At 67.3% G+C, this 15265-nt stretch carries 13 protein-coding genes; 6 read left to right on the plus strand and 7 right to left on the minus strand.

The features are described from left to right. Positions 1-39: 39 nt before the first annotated feature. Genes IFT87_RS10295 through IFT87_RS10305 form a run of 3 tightly spaced genes read left to right on the plus strand, consistent with a single transcriptional unit; the run spans position 40 to position 2620 of the window. The gene (locus IFT87_RS10295) at positions 40-810 is read left to right on the plus strand and encodes a CDP-alcohol phosphatidyltransferase family protein (protein WP_249403295.1); all 771 of its coding nucleotides are present in this window, start codon (positions 40-42) and stop codon (positions 808-810) included. Between the two features lie 15 nt (positions 811-825). Then, positions 826-1917: an inositol-3-phosphate synthase gene (locus IFT87_RS10300; RefSeq protein WP_031396675.1), complete on the plus strand. Its 1092-nt coding sequence runs from the start codon at positions 826-828 to the stop codon at positions 1915-1917. Between the two features lies 1 nt (position 1918). Then, positions 1919-2620, plus strand: coding sequence for a phosphocholine cytidylyltransferase family protein (locus tag IFT87_RS10305; protein WP_192008393.1), 702 nt, complete (start codon positions 1919-1921; stop codon positions 2618-2620). 16 nt (positions 2621-2636) lie between these two features. On the opposite strand, the gene IFT87_RS10310 is transcribed toward IFT87_RS10305, so the two are convergent. Beyond that, positions 2637-3905 (minus strand): M24 family metallopeptidase, encoded by a 1269-nt coding sequence (locus IFT87_RS10310; protein ID WP_037532969.1) that lies wholly within the window; start codon positions 3903-3905, stop codon positions 2637-2639. A 72-nt stretch (positions 3906-3977) separates the two neighbouring features. Here IFT87_RS10310 and IFT87_RS10315 point away from each other — a divergent pair, with 72 nt between their 5' ends. Continuing rightward, positions 3978-5315: a dicarboxylate/amino acid:cation symporter gene (locus IFT87_RS10315; RefSeq protein ID WP_037532961.1), complete on the plus strand. Its 1338-nt coding sequence runs from the start codon at positions 3978-3980 to the stop codon at positions 5313-5315. 56 nt (positions 5316-5371) lie between these two features. Here IFT87_RS10315 and IFT87_RS10320 read toward each other — a convergent pair whose 3' ends face one another. From IFT87_RS10320 to IFT87_RS10345, 6 genes are all read right to left on the minus strand, one after another. After that, positions 5372-6007, minus strand: coding sequence for a glutathione S-transferase family protein (locus tag IFT87_RS10320; RefSeq protein ID WP_031441732.1), 636 nt, complete (start codon positions 6005-6007; stop codon positions 5372-5374). Continuing rightward, positions 6004-6861, minus strand: a complete 858-nt coding sequence (locus IFT87_RS10325) for a class I SAM-dependent methyltransferase (protein ID WP_042467728.1) — start codon at positions 6859-6861, stop codon at positions 6004-6006. Before IFT87_RS10325 ends, IFT87_RS10320 begins: the two co-directional genes overlap by 4 nt. A 259-nt stretch (positions 6862-7120) precedes the next feature. Continuing rightward, complete coding sequence (gene recA, locus IFT87_RS10330) at positions 7121-8194, minus strand: recombinase RecA (RefSeq protein WP_031396669.1); 1074 nt, start codon at positions 8192-8194, stop codon at positions 7121-7123. A 313-nt stretch (positions 8195-8507) separates the two neighbouring features. Continuing rightward, positions 8508-9365 carry a 4-(cytidine 5'-diphospho)-2-C-methyl-D-erythritol kinase gene (locus IFT87_RS10335; RefSeq protein WP_031441730.1) on the minus strand — a complete coding sequence of 286 codons (858 nt, stop codon included), beginning with the start codon at positions 9363-9365 and terminating at the stop codon, positions 8508-8510. A 20-nt stretch (positions 9366-9385) separates the two neighbouring features. Further along, on the minus strand, positions 9386-10843 hold the full coding sequence (locus IFT87_RS10340) for a tetratricopeptide repeat protein (RefSeq protein ID WP_342211150.1): 1458 nt from the start codon (positions 10841-10843) through the stop codon (positions 9386-9388). Then, entirely contained in the window at positions 10815-12476 is a 1662-nt protein-coding gene (locus tag IFT87_RS10345; protein WP_159511200.1) for an electron transfer flavoprotein-ubiquinone oxidoreductase, read from the minus strand. The genes IFT87_RS10340 and IFT87_RS10345 overlap by 29 nt, the downstream gene beginning before the upstream one ends. Positions 12477-12626: 150 nt before the next feature. Between IFT87_RS10345 and IFT87_RS10350 the strand changes: the two genes are divergently transcribed. Together IFT87_RS10350 and IFT87_RS10355 are read left to right on the plus strand one after the other, a co-directional pair. Then, positions 12627-13394 carry a uracil-DNA glycosylase gene (locus tag IFT87_RS10350; RefSeq protein WP_192008395.1) on the plus strand — a complete coding sequence of 256 codons (768 nt, stop codon included), beginning with the start codon at positions 12627-12629 and terminating at the stop codon, positions 13392-13394. Beyond that, on the plus strand, positions 13391-15262 hold the full coding sequence (locus tag IFT87_RS10355; RefSeq protein ID WP_107045363.1) for a lytic transglycosylase domain-containing protein: 1872 nt from the start codon (positions 13391-13393) through the stop codon (positions 15260-15262). Before IFT87_RS10350 ends, IFT87_RS10355 begins: the two co-directional genes overlap by 4 nt. The last annotated feature ends 3 nt before the right edge of the window (positions 15263-15265 follow it).

Consider the following 15265-nt stretch of genomic DNA (forward strand, 5'->3'; position numbering starts at 1 on the left):
TCTAACCTTTGGCTGATTCACCCGGCAGGCCGCGCGCTTTTGCCCCTCGCACTCGCGCGTCGCATCTCGGCGAACACGGTGTCGGTGGCGGGACTGGTCCTGGGGGGCGCCGCTGCGCTGGCCTATACGCATTGGGGCAATCCCGCCTTGGCGCTGGTCGGCCTGGCCCTGTCGATCGGGTGGCTGATCGCCGATGGTCTGGACGGCATGGTCGCCCGCGCGACCAAGACGGCGAGCCCGCTCGGGCGGATGCTCGACGGTCTGTGCGATCACGGCGTGTTCGCGCTGATCTATATATCGCTGGCCCTCACCATCGACACGCCAGAGGCCTGGATCCTCGCGGTTACGGCCGGTGGCGCGCACGCGGTGCAGTCGAACATGTACGAGGGTGAGCGCTCGCGCTTCCATCGCCGGATCCGCGGTGTCGCACTCAACGCGCCGCCCGTGCCGACCGGCAACGCGCTCGTCCGCTTCTATGACGGGGTGGCCGGCAGCATCGACCGGATCGCGATGCCGTTCGAACGCACGCTCGGTCAGGCCAGCGATCCTGTCGCGCTTGGCCAGAGCTATGCCACGCGCGCAGTCGCGCCATTGCGCTTCATGGCCTTGCTAACCGCGAATGTCAGAGTATGGGCGATCTTCGTCGCCTGCTTTGCGGGCAACCCGCGCATCTTCTGGTGGTTCGAGATCGTCCCTCTGACGCTCGTCGCCATCGTCGGGCTCGTCTGGCACCGTCGTGTCGAACGGGCTTTCGTCCGTAATACCACACCGCCGCGATCGAAGACCGCGTCGCGCATGCATCTTTCGTAAGGAACAGGGTCAGTAATGAATAGCATTCGGATCGCCGTGGTCGGCATCGGCAACTGCGCGAGCTCGCTCGTCCAGGGCCTCGAGCATTATCGCGAGGGGGCAAACGACCAGGTCGGCCTGATGCATTTCGACATGGGTGGCTACAAGCCGAGCGACATCAAGGTCGTCGCGGCGTGGGACGTCGATCGTCGCAAGGTCGGCAAGGACGTCGCCGAGGCGATCTTCGCCAAGCCCAACTGCACCGCTGTGTTCGCCCCCAATGTCGGCAACACCGGCACCATCGTGAAGATGGGCAAGACGCTCGACGGCGTCGCCGATCACATGTCCGACTTCAAGGACGACCGCACCTTCCTCCTCGCTGACGCCGCAGAGCCGACGCGTGAGCAGGTCATCGCGGATCTGAAGGCGTCGGGCGCCGACGTGCTGATGAACTACCTGCCGGTCGGTTCGCAGGAAGCGACCGAATTCTATGCCGACTGCGCGATCGAAGCCGGCGTGGCGTTCGTCAACAACATTCCCGTCTTCATCGCGTCGAACCCCGTCTGGGCGAAGAAGTTCGAAGACGCCGGCGTCGCGATCATCGGTGACGACATCAAGGCACAGCTCGGCGCGACGATCGTCCACCGCGTGCTGACCGACCTGTTCGCCAAGCGCGGCGTGAAGCTGGATCGCACCTACCAGCTCAACACCGGCGGTAACACCGACTTCCTCAACATGTCGAACCATCGCCGTCTCGAGTCGAAGAAGATCTCGAAGACCGAAGCCGTCCAGTCGGTCGCGGCCGAGCGCATGGATGACGACAATGTCCATATCGGCCCGTCGGACTATGTCCCCTGGCAGAACGACAACAAGGTCTGCTTCCTGCGCATGGAAGGCCAGCTGTTCGGCGGCGTGCCGATGAATCTCGAGCTGCGCCTGTCGGTCGAGGATTCGCCCAACTCTGCGGGTGTCGCGATCGACATGATCCGTTGCGCCAAGATCGCCAAGGATCGCGGCATCGCCGGCGTGATCGACCCTGCCTCGGCCTATTTCTGCAAGCACCCGCGCACGCAGATGACCGACGATCTCGCGCAGATCGAGGTTGAGCGGTTCATCAAGGCCGCCTGACATGATCGAGACGGCTGTCATCCTCGCCGCCGGGGAGGGCAGCCGTCTTCGCGCCTCGGCGCCCTATAAACCACTCTGCCCGGTCGCCGGCCGCCCCCTCATCGCGCATGCGCTCGAGGGTCTTGCGGAGGCCGGCCTCAAGCGTGCGATCGTCACGCTGAGTTACGGCCGTGACGCGATCGAGGCCTATCTCGCCAGCCGCGCCTGGCCGCTCCGTGTCGAAACCGTCCTTGCGGACCACCGCGAGCCCAATGGCGTATCGGTGCTTGCCGCGACCGAGGCGCTGGCCGGGCAGGACGCGGTTCTCGCGATGTGCGACCACCTCGTCCTCCCCGCGCTGTATCGCCGCATGGCCACCGCCGGATCGGGTAACGGGCTTCGGCTCGGCATCGACCGCCGGCTCGGCCATCCCTGGGTCGACCCCGAAGACGTCACGTGTGTCGCGACCAACGGGTCGGCGATCGTAGCGATCGGCAAGGGCCTCGAACCGCATGACGCCTATGACACGGGCGTTTTTGCGATCTCGCCGCGCCTCGGCGACGCGCTCGCCACGCTGGCGAGTCCCTCGCTGACCGAAGGCGTCCGCATGCTCGCCGCGCAGGACCGTGCCGAGACCGTCGACTGCAGCGATATCGACTGGATCGACGTCGACGACGCAGCCGCCCTAGCACATGCCGAACGATGGATGAGCCGGGCCGCCTGAACAGGCCCCGGGCTCGTCAGCCCAGCGGGCGATCGAGCGACGTGGGGGGCACGCTGAACCAGCTCGGCCCCGCTTCGGTCATGTGGAAGCAATCCTCGATCCGGATGCCATAGCGCCCGGGGATGTAGATGCCGGGCTCGTCGCTGAAACACATGCCCGCCGCGAGCTTCGTCGCCTCGCCCCGCACCAGATTGACCGGCTCGTGCCCGTCCATGCCGATCCCGTGCCCCGTCCGGTGCGACAGCCCGGGCAGCTTATAGCCCGGACCATAGCCCAGCGCCTGGTAATGCTGCCGCACCGCATCGTCGACGCTGCCCGCGGTCGCGCCGATCCGCGCGGCGGCAAACGCGATCTGCTGGCCGCGTATCGCCTGGTCCCAGGTCTTGCGCTGGTCGGCGGTAGCCGATCCGTGAACCCAGGTGCGCGAGACGTCCGACTGATAGCCCTGCACGGTGCACCCGCAATCCATCAGCACGACCTGCCCGTTCGCGACGCGGTGGATCTCGCGGCTGCCATGCGGATAGGCCGAGGCTTCGCCGACCAGCGCCATCGAGAATTCGGGCGCCCCGCCGAGCTTCCGGGTCGCGGCGGTCATCAGCGCGCCGATCTCGGGACCGGTCATCCCCGTCTCGACGCGCGCATACGTCCAGCGATAGGCCGCGAGCGTGACGTCCGTCGCCGTCTGCATCAGCGCGATCTCGGCAGGCGTCTTGATCATCCGACAACCGCGCACCACCGGATTGGCGGACACGATCCGCGCCTCCGGTACCAGCCGACGCAGCGCGTCGACGGCGAAGAAGCGCATCGTCTCCTCGATCGCGATCGGCCGCGCAATCAACCGGCGATCGCGCAGGAAGCCCGCCACCACCGCGAGCGGGTTCTGATCCTCCTGCCAGACACGGACCTCCGCCGGCACCGCTAGCGTCTCGCGCACCGACGGCTCCTCGAAAAACGGCGTGACGATACAGGGCTGCCCCTCGACCGGCAGGATCGCGGCGGTCAGCCGCTCGCTCCGGCTCCAGCGGACACCGGTGAAATAGAGCATCGACGATCCCGGCTCGATCAGGACCGCGCCGATTCCCGCCGCCTTCATCAGCGCCTGGGCGCGCGACAGCCGGGCGGCGCGCTCGTCCGCATCGATCGGTTTGGCACCCCCCGTGAGATCGGACAGCGCCGACAGGTCGGGCTCGGCGGCGCGCAGCACCGCGCCGATCGACAGCAGCGGGAGCGCGGCGGCGGCACCGAGGAGCGTGCGCCTGGTGGGTAAATCGGGAGAGATTGCCATGCCGGGACGATAGGGTCCTTGACCCGGGCGCCGCAATCCCCTTCCCTCCTGCGCGAGTTTCGGGAGCGTTTAATGGCCAAGCGGCTAACCTATTATATCCTGTTCGGGCTGGTCGCCGGCATGGTCGTCGGCTGGATCCTCAACGCGTCGATTGACGACGGCAGCGCGCAATCCGCCGCGCAGCTGAAGGACATTGCCGGCTATTTCTCGATCGTCACGTCGCTGTTCCTGCGGCTGATCAAGATGATCATCGCGCCGTTGGTCTTCTCGACGCTGGTCGTCGGCATCGCGCATATGGGCGATACCGGCGCGCTCGGCCGCGTCGGCCTGCGCAGCCTCGGCTGGTTCATCTGCGCGAGCCTGTTGTCGTTGACGCTCGGCATGATCCTGGTGAACGTGCTGCAGCCAGGCGTCGGCCTCGCGCTCGCCATCCCGCCGGCGACCGCGTCGAGCGGCGTCGACCGAGCCGCATTCGATCTCGCCAAGTTCATCACCCATATCGTTCCCGACTCGATGATCTCGGCGATGGCGAGCAACGAGATTCTTCAGATCGTCGTCTTCTCTGTGTTCGTCGGCGTCGCGATAACCGCGGTCGGCGAAAAGGCCGCCCCGCTCGTCAAGGCGATCGAGGCGCTCGTCGCGGTGATGCTGCAGATCACGAATTACGTGATGCGGTTCGCGCCGTTCGCGGTGTTCGCCGCGGTGACCGCGACGCTCGCCGAACGGGGCCCGAGCATTCTCGGCGATCTCGGCTATTTCATGCTGACCTTCTATCTCGGGCTGGCGCTGCTCTGGCTGATGCTGATCGGCATCGCCTTCCTGCTCATCGGTCCGCGGACGCGGCTGCTGGTGCGCTATATTCGCGACCCGCTGATCCTCGCCTTCTCGGCCGCGTCATCGGAGGCGGCCTATCCGCGCACGCTCGAGGCGCTCGACCGGTTCGGCGTGCCGCCGCGGATCGCCAGCTTCGTGTTGCCGCTCGGCTATTCGTTCAATCTCGACGGGTCGATGATGTACATGACGTTCGCGTCGCTGTTCATCGCCCAGGCCTACGGCATCGACATGCCGATCGGGCAGCAGATCGCCATGCTGCTCGTCCTGATGGTCACGTCGAAGGGCATTGCCGGCGTGCCACGTGCCTCGCTGGTGGTGATCGCCGGGACGCTGTCGATGTTCAAGATCCCGGAGGCCGGCATCCTGCTCATCCTCGCAGTCGATCACTTCCTCGACATGGGCCGATCGGCGACCAACGTCATCGGCAATGCGGTCGCCGCGACCGTGGTCGCAAAATGGGAGGGCGGGCTCGACGAGCGCGAACCCGCCGACCGCGACCCGCCGCACGCACCGACCGGGCATGGCCCGAAGGTGAATGTCGACAGCTATGAGAAGATCAAGCCCGGCCAGGCCTGAGCGGCACGGGACGTCAGGAGGCGGTCGGCCCGCCCGCCTCTTGGCGTGTGCCCGGGTCAGGCATAGGCATAGGGGCCGCCCTTTTGCAGGCCCGCCTGATAGGCCGGTCGCGCATGAACCTTGCCGAGCCAGGCGATCGTCGCGGGGCGTGATTCGTCGAGCCCCGCACGGCTGCGCGCCGCTTCGAGCGGAAAGCTCATCATGATGTCCGCCGCGGTCATCTGATCGCCGGCAAACCAGGGGCGTTGCGAGAGCTCTGCCTCGACGTAATCGAGATGGACATCGATCATCGGCTGGATGCGCTTCAGCGCGATCTTCCCCATCACCGGAATCTTCGCGAGCACCAGCTTGAGCAGCAGCGGCGGCATCATCGAGCCTTCGGCATAATGCAGCCAGAACCGATAGCGCAGCGCATCCGCGCGCTTGGCGGGGGCCCCGAGCCGACCGTCCGCCTTGTCGACGAGATACTCGACGATCGCGCCGGTTTCCGCCACGACCCGGCCACCTTCGACGTCGCGATCCTCGATCACCGGCGACTTGCCGAGCGGATGGACCGCCTTCAGTTCCGGGGGTGCGAGCATCGTCTTCGGATCGCGCGCATAGCGCTTGATCTCATAGGGCAGCCCAAGTTCCTCGAGCATCCACAGGATCCGCTGCGATCGCGAGTTTTCGAGATGGTGGACGGTGATCATGGCAGGCTCCCTTGGCTGTCGCGCGCCGGGTGCGCCGTCCATATCCAGGCGGCGGCCGGAAATTCGACCGCATCCCCGGTCAGACGATCGACGCACGCGCTGGTCAGACGCGCCAGCGCCCGTTCGCGTTCCGCGCCGTGCGTGTCGCGGATCCGCGACGCCGCGGGGCCGATCCGGCGGAGATAGTCGACCGCGTCCGCCACCGGATCCGCGCCGCCTCCCGCGCGATAGCCGAAGTCGACACGCTGTGGTGTCGTCGCGCGCCACCCGGCCTGCTTCAGCAGCTCCGCGACATAGGCGGGATCGGCAAAGGCAAAGGGCCCCGGCGCGGTCATGGCCCCCGTCGGTCCGGATGCGTCATCCGCACCCGCAACGGTTTCCACCGCCCAGCGATTGGCTGCACGCTCGGCAAAGCACGAGAAGACGAGCGCGGCGCCGGGGGCGGCGGCCTTAGCGAGCAGGGCAAAGGCGGCCACCGGATCGGCGAAAAACATGACCCCATGCCGCGAGACATAGAGGTCGATCGGCGCATGCGTCTCGACGCTCGCCGCGACGTCGGCGCAGCGGAACACGACATTGGTCAGGTGCCCCGCGCGGTGGTTCGCCACTGCGATCAGCGTCGGCGAAAGATCGATGCCGATCACTTGCCCGTCCGGCAGCGCCTGCGCGCTGGCCAGCGACGTGGCGCCGGCGCCGCAACCGATATCGACAACAGTACGAGTCTGCGGGCCTGCCGCCGCAAGGATCGCGGCGTTTAGTACGGGCGCAAGCCCCTCGAAGCTGCGGTCGGTACGGCGCCATTCCGTGGCCCAGGTGTCGCCGACGCGTCCGGTCCAGTCTCGATCACTGGTCATGATTGGCCATATCGCATGGTCGAACTCCCGTCTGTGCGCACAAGATCAGCTCTTGTGGCGCGTTTGACGCAAGTCGTGAAGCATATGCCCGCTAGGGCTCACTGGATTTCCGGACGATCGCCCAACACGCGTCCCGCTGCGGCCCATCAGCTCAACCAGGCGAGACGAGACCCGCCCGAACCATCAGCCCTGGACGCTGCCTCGCCCTGTCACAGGACGCGGAGCCCTTCCCCGCGAGGAAAAGGGCTCCGACTCTCACTCAGGCGTCGTCTTCGGCGTCGGGACCGACCATCATTTCCTCGGCGACCTTGTCGGTGCGCGCGCGGATCTGCTTTTCAAGACGATCGGCGGTCTCGGGATTGTCCTTGAGGAAGGTCTTCGAATTCTCGCGACCCTGACCAAGCCGGACGCTGTCATAGCTGAACCACGCACCCGATTTCTCGACCAGCCCGGCCTTCACGCCGAGATCAAGGATCTCGCCGAGCTTGGACACGCCCTGCCCGTACATGATGTCGAATTCGACCTGCTTGAACGGCGGCGCGACCTTGTTCTTGACGACCTTCACGCGTGTCTGGTTGCCGGTGACCTCGTCGCCCGCCTTGACCGCACCGATGCGGCGAATGTCGAGACGGACCGAGGCGTAGAACTTCAGCGCGTTGCCGCCCGTCGTCGTCTCCGGGTTGCCGTACATGACGCCGATCTTCATGCGGAGCTGGTTGATGAAGATCACCATGCAACGCGACCGGCTGATCGAACCGGTCAGCTTGCGAAGGCTCTGCGACATCAGGCGCGCCTGAAGCCCGACATGGCTGTCGCCCATCTCGCCCTCGATTTCGGCGCGCGGCACGAGTGCTGCGACCGAATCGACGACGAGTACGTCGATCGCGTTCGAGCGGACCAGCGTGTCGACGATCTCGAGTGCCTGCTCGCCGGTGTCCGGCTGCGACACGATCAACTCGTCGATGTTGACGCCGAGCTTCTTGGCATAGACCGGGTCAAGCGCATGCTCGGCGTCGACGAACGCGGCGGTGCCGCCATTCTTCTGCGCTTCGGCAATGACGTGGAGCGCGAGCGTGGTCTTGCCCGAGCTTTCCGGACCGTAGATCTCGATCACGCGGCCACGCGGCAGGCCGCCGACACCGAGCGCGATGTCGAGCCCGAGCGAGCCGGTCGAGATCACCTCGACCTGCATCGTCTCCTTCGAGCCCAGACGCATCGCCGAGCCCTTGCCGAACGCGCGGTCGATCTGCGCGAGTGCGGCATCGAGCGCCTTTTGCCGGTCGTTGGTTGCTGTTGCCATGCCGGTGTCGATCACTTTCAGATTAGCGGCCATCGATAAGCTCCCATCGCTAAAGCAAGCGCGCGTGCCATTCAACGCGTCAAACGCCATGTATTGCTTTTGTTCTCACGGAACAAGTGCGGAACATCCGGGAATGTGAAAAAGGGCGGCCGCCTTTCGGTGACCGCCCTCCCATCATGGGTCCGCTTCGGCGTCTTGGGAGAAACCTTGGGCCGGTCGGCAAACCGTGGCGCCGATCCGGTAGTGGACATCCCGATTTGACGCTTCCGACTGGTGCGATGCAATCGATTTTATAGCGTCCGGAGTCCCAAAGCCGAACAGTTTCGAAGCGGCAGTTGAACTGTGTTCAGCGCAGCGTGCACGCCAGCGTCCACCAGCCTTGCGCAGCGGCATCCGTCGCCGCGGAATCACGGGCCGCGATGCTGTCGAACAGCGCAAAGCAGGTCGCCCCCGATCCCGACATGCGCGCGAGCAGCACGCCCGGCGCTGCGTCGAGGAGCGCGCGCACCCGGGCAATCTCCGGCGCGATCGCGCAGGCCGGCGCCTCGAGGTCGTTCCGCCCGGCAATCGCGCGTTCGAGCAGCGGCCCCTTGCCGAGCGGCCCGCGGTCGATCCCGTCCCACGCGCCAAATACCGCCGCGGTCGACACCGCCACGCGCGGATTGACGCACAGCAACGGCGTTCCCGCCAGCCCGTCGACCTCGACGAGCGTGTCGCCGCGCCCGGTCCCGAACGTCGTCCGGTTGACGAGGCACGCGGGCACGTCCGCACCCAGTCGGGCGGCAATGTCGTGGAGAGCCGGATCCTGCACCGCGACGCCGTGCAACCGCGCCAGCGCGCGCAGCGTCGCCGCGGCATCGGCGGAGCCGCCACCGATCCCCGATGCGATCGGCAGTCGCTTGTCGAGCGTGATCGCGTGGTGCGCGGCGATCCCGAACGTCGCGACGAACGCGTCCGCTGCGGCCGTCACGAGGTTGCCGTCCCATGGCGCGGCGTCGGTGCCCCCCGCCGCCGGACGCAATGCCGCGGCGAACGGCCCGATGATGGCAAAGCTGTCCGCGTCCGCCGTGCGCACCGTGACGACGTCGCCATGCTCGGCAAAGGCAAACAGCGTCTCGAGCTCGTGATAGCCGTCCGCGCGGCGGTGACGCACATGCAGCGCGAGATTGATCTTGGCAGGTGCGGTTTCGGTCGTCGTCGGCATCGGGGTCTCGGGATCAGGGGTCAGCGGCGCGCAGCGATCGGCAGGCCGGTGTCGATCTTCGCGGCGATGCGCGCGCGCTCCTCGGCATCGCCGGTGACGATCGCGGCCTGCCACGCATAGCGCGCCTCGTACCGTCGGCCCATGCTCCAATAGGCATCACCGAGATGATCGCCGATTTCGGCATTGGTCGGCTCCGCCTGCGCGGCACGCTCGAGCAAGGGCAGTGCGCGTCGCGTATCGCCGGCGCGGTGATAGGCCCAGCCGAGCGAGTCGGTGACGGACGGATTGGCGGGATCGAGCCGGCTCGCCCGCTCGAGCAGCCGGATCGAGCCCGCGATGTCGTCGCCATGCTCGACCTGCGCGAATCCCAGATAATTCAGCGCGAGCGGTTGCGTCGGGGCGAGGGCAACCGCCTTGCGGAGCGCGACGCGCGCCTCGGGCCAGCGCCCCGCCTGATCGAGCGCCCCGCCATATTGCAGCCACGCCCCCCAGCCGCCGCGCGCGGCCGCCGGCGCGCCGTGATCCGCCGCCAGAACCCGGCCATACCACTGCGCCGCCGCCGCCGCATCGCCGGTCGTCAGCAACAGGTCAGCGTAACGCTGCCAGTCACCGGCGACCGCCTCCTGCCGCTCGGCGCGTGTCTTCGCGATGGCCAGCGCCGCCTCGTCACGGCCGGCGACCGACAGGATTTCGAGACGCTTGGCGATCGCCGCCTCTGCGGACGGCGACGTGCCATCGACCCTGTCGAGCACCACCAGCGCGCGGTCGACCCGGTCGCTATGCGCAAGCGCGTCGGCAAGGACGATTCGCGCGGGGGCATAATCGGGATCGGCCTCCACCGCAGCCTGGGCGAGCGCGATTGCCAGCGGCGACGGCGCCCCTGCAATAAGGTCTCCCGCCAGCCCCGCGAACGTTTGCGCGACGGCAAGGCCGAGTGGCTGGCGCGCGGGGGCGGCAGCGATGCGCTTACGCGTCTCGGCGGCGAAGCGGCGTGCAACCGGGTCATTGCCTGCGGTCGCCAGCGCCGCGCTCGGATCGCGGTGCTCGGCGCGCGAGACCCATGCGTTCAATGATGGTGCGAGGACGACCAGCGGGCCCTTGCCGAGCGTGGCGATCGCCGTCCGGGTCGCCCGGGTGTCGCCCTTGCGCGCGGCGGCGGCGAGCGGGAACAGTGCGGCGTCCGCAGGCGCGACTCCGGCTCTCGCCAGCACCCCCGCCGCGCGCGCGACGAGCGGCATGTCACCCGCCTCGATCCCCTCCCGGTAGGCGCGGATCGCAACGACCGGATCGTCGGGCGCCGCCGCCAGTGCCAGGGCATACTGGTCCGCGGCAATCGTCACCCGCCCGTCCGCATCCGCGGCGCGCGCCTTGAGATAGGCCGAGAGACCGCCGGTGTCGGCCAGCGCCGCCGTCGGGGCGGTCAGCAGGCCGATCGCCAGCAGGACAGACTTACATGTTGGGATAGTTGGGGCCTCCACCGCCCTCGGGCACGACCCAGTTGATGTTCTGCGTCGGGTCCTTAATGTCGCAGGTCTTGCAGTGGACGCAGTTCTGCGCGTTGATCACGAACTTCGGATCGCCCGTCTCTTCGCCCACCACCTCGTAAACGCCGGCCGGGCAATAGCGTTGCGCGGGCTCGTCGTACATCGGCAGGTTGTAGGCGATCGGCACCGCCGGGTCCTTCAGCGTCAGGTGGACCGGCTGGTCCTCCTCGTGATTGGTGTTCGAGATGAACACCGACGACAGCCGGTCGAACGTCAGCACCCCGTCCGCCTTGGGATAGACGATCGGCTTGACCAGATCCTTGCGCCACAGGCTTTCGTGATCGGGATGATGGTGCAGCGTGAACGGCACCTTCAGACCCCAATGTTCGAGCCACATCGTCACACCGGCAAGCCCGGACCCGAGCATGTCGCCGAACTTCTTGACCAGCGGCACGACGTTGCGGACGACCGACAACTCCTTCTTCACCCAGCTGCGCTCGAACGCCTCCGGATAGGCGGCGAGTTCGTCATGCCCGCGCTGCGACACGATCGCCTCGACCGCGGCCTCGGCGGCCATCATGCCGGACTTCATCGCGGTGTGCGTGCCCTTGATCCGCGGCACGTTGAGGAAGCCGGCGCTGTCGCCGATCAGTGCGGCACCCGGCATCACCAGCTTCGGGATCGACTGCAGCCCGCCGTCGCTGATCGCGCGCGCGCCGTAACTGACACGCTTGGCGCCCTTGAGCAGCGCCGCGATCTCGGGATGCGTCTTCCAGCGCTGCATCTCGTGGAACGGCGACAGATGCGGATTGGTGTAGTTCAGCCAGGTGACGAAGCCGATCGAGACCTGGCCATTGGCCTGGTGATAGATCCAGCCGCCGCCGTTCGACCCGTCGGTCTCGCTGAGCGGCCAGCCCTGCGTATGGATGACGCGGCCAGGCGAATGGAGCGCGGGATCGATGTCCCACAGTTCCTTGATGCCCAGGCCGTAGACCTGCGGGTCGCTGTCCTTGGCGAGATCGAACTTCGCGATCAGCTGCTTGGTCAGGTGACCGCGGCAGCCTTCGGAAAAGAAGGTGTATTTGGCGTGGAGTTCGAGCCCCGGAGTATAATCGCCCTTGTGCGTGCCGTCGCGCGCGACGCCCATGTCACCGGTCGCGACGCCCTTCACCGACCCGTCGTCGTTGAACAGGATCTCGGCAGCCGCGAAGCCGGGGAAGATCTCGACGCCGAGCTCCTCCGCCTTGCCCGCCATCCAGCGGCACAGATTGCCGAGGCTGCCGGTATAGGTGCCCTTGTTGTGCATGAACGACGGCGTGACGAAGTGCGGCATCTCGCTCTTCTTCGTCTTGCTGAGGATCCAGTGGTGATTCTCCGTCACCGGCACTTCCGCCAGCGGACAGCCATCCTCGCGCCAGTCGGGCAGCAGCTCGTCGAGGCTCTTGGGATCGATGACCGCGCCCGACAGGATGTGCGCGCCGACCTCGGATCCCTTTTCGAGCACGCAGACCGAGATGTCCGCGTCCTTCTCGGCCGCCAGCTGTTTCAGCCGGATCGCTGCCGAAAGCCCCGCCGGACCTGCGCCGACGATCACTACGTCGTAGGGCATCGATTCACGTGTCGTCATCATCGTCTCCCGGGGGATGGTCCCTGTCTGCCCGGCTTCCCGCCCCTCCCGTTCGTTCGGGCTCGGGCCGGCACCGTCTTGTCCGTGTCGCGTCTATTTAGGCGATTGCGCGAGTTGACCGCCACGTCAACCACGCAGCATAGGAGACATATGGGGGCGGATCAGACCATCGACTGGCGCAACGCCGCGGTCAGCGTGCTCGACTGGTGGCACGATGCCGGTGTCGACATGCTCGTCGACGACGCCCCGCGCGACTGGTTCGCGGCACCCGAACCGCTGGTTATCGCGCCGCCGGCGCCCGCCGGCGTGCCCGTCGCACCGCCGGTGGCGGTCGCCACGATGCCGCTGTCGCTGACCGAATTCCTGGCCTGGCGCACCGGCGCGGACGTGCCCGAGGCGGGATGGAACGGCATTTCGCTGGCGGCCGAAGGGCCGGCTGACGCTACGGTCATGGTGCTTGCGGACTGCCCCGATCGTGACGACGGCACGGACAATGGCGGCGCCGGTCAATTGCTGAGCGGTGCATCGGGTCGCCTGCTCGACCGCATGCTCGCCGCGATCGGGCTGACCCGGTCGGAGGTCCATGTCGCGGCGGTCTGCGCCAAGCGCCCGACCGCGGGTCGCATCCAGCGCGAGGTCGAGGACCGGCTGGCGGAGATCGCCAAGCATCACATCGAACTTGTTGCGCCCAAGCGGTTGCTTCTGCTCGGCAATGCGGCGAGCCGTGCCATCCTCGGGATGGAATTGCAGGCCGCGCGGGGACGTTTACATGAAATTAGCCATAAGGTCGGAGAAGCAGGCGTGGTCGCCAGCTTTCACCCGCGCTTTCTGATCGAGAAGCCGGCGGCCAAGGCAGAAGCCTGGAAGGATTTGCAGATGTTGATGGGGGGCCAGATGTCTCAGGAGACGCGGGCATGACCCGCACGCTCGCAATCCTGCTCGGTTGTGCGGCATTGCCGCTGCCCGCTCTGGCGGCACCGATCGCCGACAGCGGTACGGGCGATGCCCGACTCGTCGCCGGTGCTCCGACCGCCGAACAGATTCCCGATCAGCTCGATCCGGCGCAGCGCGACGCCTATCGCGCGGTCTTCGGCGCGATCCGCGACGGCAAATGGACCGATGCGCAGATCCAGCTCGATACCATGAAGCCCGGCCCGCTCCATGCGATCGCGCGCGCCGAGATGTACATCGCCAAGGGATCGCCAAGGATCGAGATGGCGCCGCTCGTCGCGCTGCTGAACGAGGCCCCCGAGCTGCCCGAGGCGGAACAGATTGCACGCCTCGCCACGGTCCGCGGCGCGGTCGATCTGCCTCCCCTGCCCGTCGCGCAGCGTTTGATCTGGCAGGACGGCGCACCGCGTCGGGTGCGCGCGAAGAGCCTCAAAGGCGATATGATCGCCGCCGACCTCGCGCTGAAGATGCAGCCTTACGTCAAGGCGGACATGGGCCGCGAGGCACAGTCGCTGCTCGACAGCACGCCCGGTCTCACGCCCGAGACGCTGACCGAATGGCAGCAGAAGATCGCGTGGATCTATTTCCTCCAGGGTGACGACGCCAATGCGCGCGTGATGGCCGCCAAGGGCCAGGACGGTGTCGGCGAATGGGCGGTCCAGGCCCGCTGGGTCGGGGCGCTGGCTGCGTGGCGGCAGAATGATTGTGCCAACGCCGGTACGGGGTTCGAAGGCGTCGCGGCACGCGCGGGCGATGTCGACCTGCGCGCGGCGGCGCTCTACTGGGCGTCGCGCGCCGACATGGTCTGCGCGCGTCCCGACAAGATCCAGGGCCGGCTGAAGGCTGCGGCGCAGTTCGGCGAAAGCTTCTACGGACAACTCGCACGCCAGCAGCTCGCAATGGCCGATCCCGCGCGGGTCGGCGGCAGCGGTCCCGGCGGCGTGGTCGCGCGCGATTGGAAGGTCGTCGAGAAGCGCCCCAATGTCCGCGTCGCAGCCGCGCTCGTCGAGGTCGGCGAGACCGAACTGGCCGATACCGTCATCCGCCAGCAGGCGAAGATCGGCGATCCCCGCGAATTCCGCAATCTCGTTCGGGTCGCAGAGGCACTCAGCCTGCCCGCGACGACCGTCTGGCTCGCGCACAACTGCCCGCAAGGGGTCACCACCGCGGCCGAGGCGCGCTATCCGACGCCGAACTGGACGCCCGACAGCGGCTGGCACATCGACAAGGCGCTGGTCTACGCGCACACGCTCGAGGAATCGCGCTTCCGCAACACGGTACGCAGCCCCGCGGGCGCTTACGGCCTGATGCAGATCATGCCCGCGGCGGCTACCGACTTTGCGCGCGAACGCGGCACGTCGATCGACCTCAAGGCGCTGACCAAGCCGTCGACCAACATGGACATCGGCCAGCGGCATCTCGAACGGCTGCGCGACATGGCTGGCGTGACCGGTGGGCTGCTACCCAAGGTGATCGCAGCCTATAATGCGGGCCCGCGTCCGGTCGGCGACTGGAACGCGATCGTCCACGATAATGGCGATCCGCTGCTGTATATCGAAAGCATCCCTTATTGGGAGACGCGCGGCTACGTCACCACCGTGCTGCGCAACTACTGGATGTACGAGGCGCAGGGTGGGCGGAAGGCCTCGACCAGCCGCAACGCACTGGCACAGGGCATGTGGCCGCGTTTCCCCGGCCTGCCCGGCGCGACCGCGATCCGCATGAACGCCCGGCCGAATGCGCGCGCGAGCGCGAGCCTCACCGCGCATCAGCCGATGATCGCAGTCAATGCGAGCGTCGGCGCGCAATCCTCCACCGTCACACGCGCGGACTGATCT

This window comes from Sphingomonas sp. CFBP 8765, from assembly GCF_014841445.1.
Lineage (GTDB): Bacteria > Pseudomonadota > Alphaproteobacteria > Sphingomonadales > Sphingomonadaceae > Sphingomonas > Sphingomonas aerolata.

Bases quoted from the DNA above. Each gene is read 5' to 3' on its own strand.
- IFT87_RS10300 (WP_031396675.1), top strand. From the start codon at position 826: ATGAATAGCATTCGGATCGCCGTGGTCGGCATCGGCAACTGCGCGAGC.
- IFT87_RS10320 (WP_031441732.1), bottom strand. From the start codon at position 6,007: ATGATCACCGTCCACCATCTCGAAAACTCGCGATCGCAGCGGATCCTG.
- IFT87_RS10315 (WP_037532961.1), top strand. From the start codon at position 3,978: ATGGCCAAGCGGCTAACCTATTATATCCTGTTCGGGCTGGTCGCCGGC.
- IFT87_RS10355 (WP_107045363.1), top strand. From the start codon at position 13,391: ATGACCCGCACGCTCGCAATCCTGCTCGGTTGTGCGGCATTGCCGCTG.
- recA (WP_031396669.1), bottom strand. From the start codon at position 8,194: ATGGCCGCTAATCTGAAAGTGATCGACACCGGCATGGCAACAGCAACC.
- IFT87_RS10350 (WP_192008395.1), top strand. From the start codon at position 12,627: ATGGGGGCGGATCAGACCATCGACTGGCGCAACGCCGCGGTCAGCGTG.
- IFT87_RS10345 (WP_159511200.1), bottom strand. From the start codon at position 12,476: ATGACGACACGTGAATCGATGCCCTACGACGTAGTGATCGTCGGCGCA.
- IFT87_RS10305 (WP_192008393.1), top strand. From the start codon at position 1,919: ATGATCGAGACGGCTGTCATCCTCGCCGCCGGGGAGGGCAGCCGTCTT.
- IFT87_RS10310 (WP_037532969.1), bottom strand. From the start codon at position 3,905: ATGGCAATCTCTCCCGATTTACCCACCAGGCGCACGCTCCTCGGTGCC.
- IFT87_RS10335 (WP_031441730.1), bottom strand. From the start codon at position 9,365: ATGCCGACGACGACCGAAACCGCACCTGCCAAGATCAATCTCGCGCTG.
- IFT87_RS10325 (WP_042467728.1), bottom strand. From the start codon at position 6,861: ATGACCAGTGATCGAGACTGGACCGGACGCGTCGGCGACACCTGGGCC.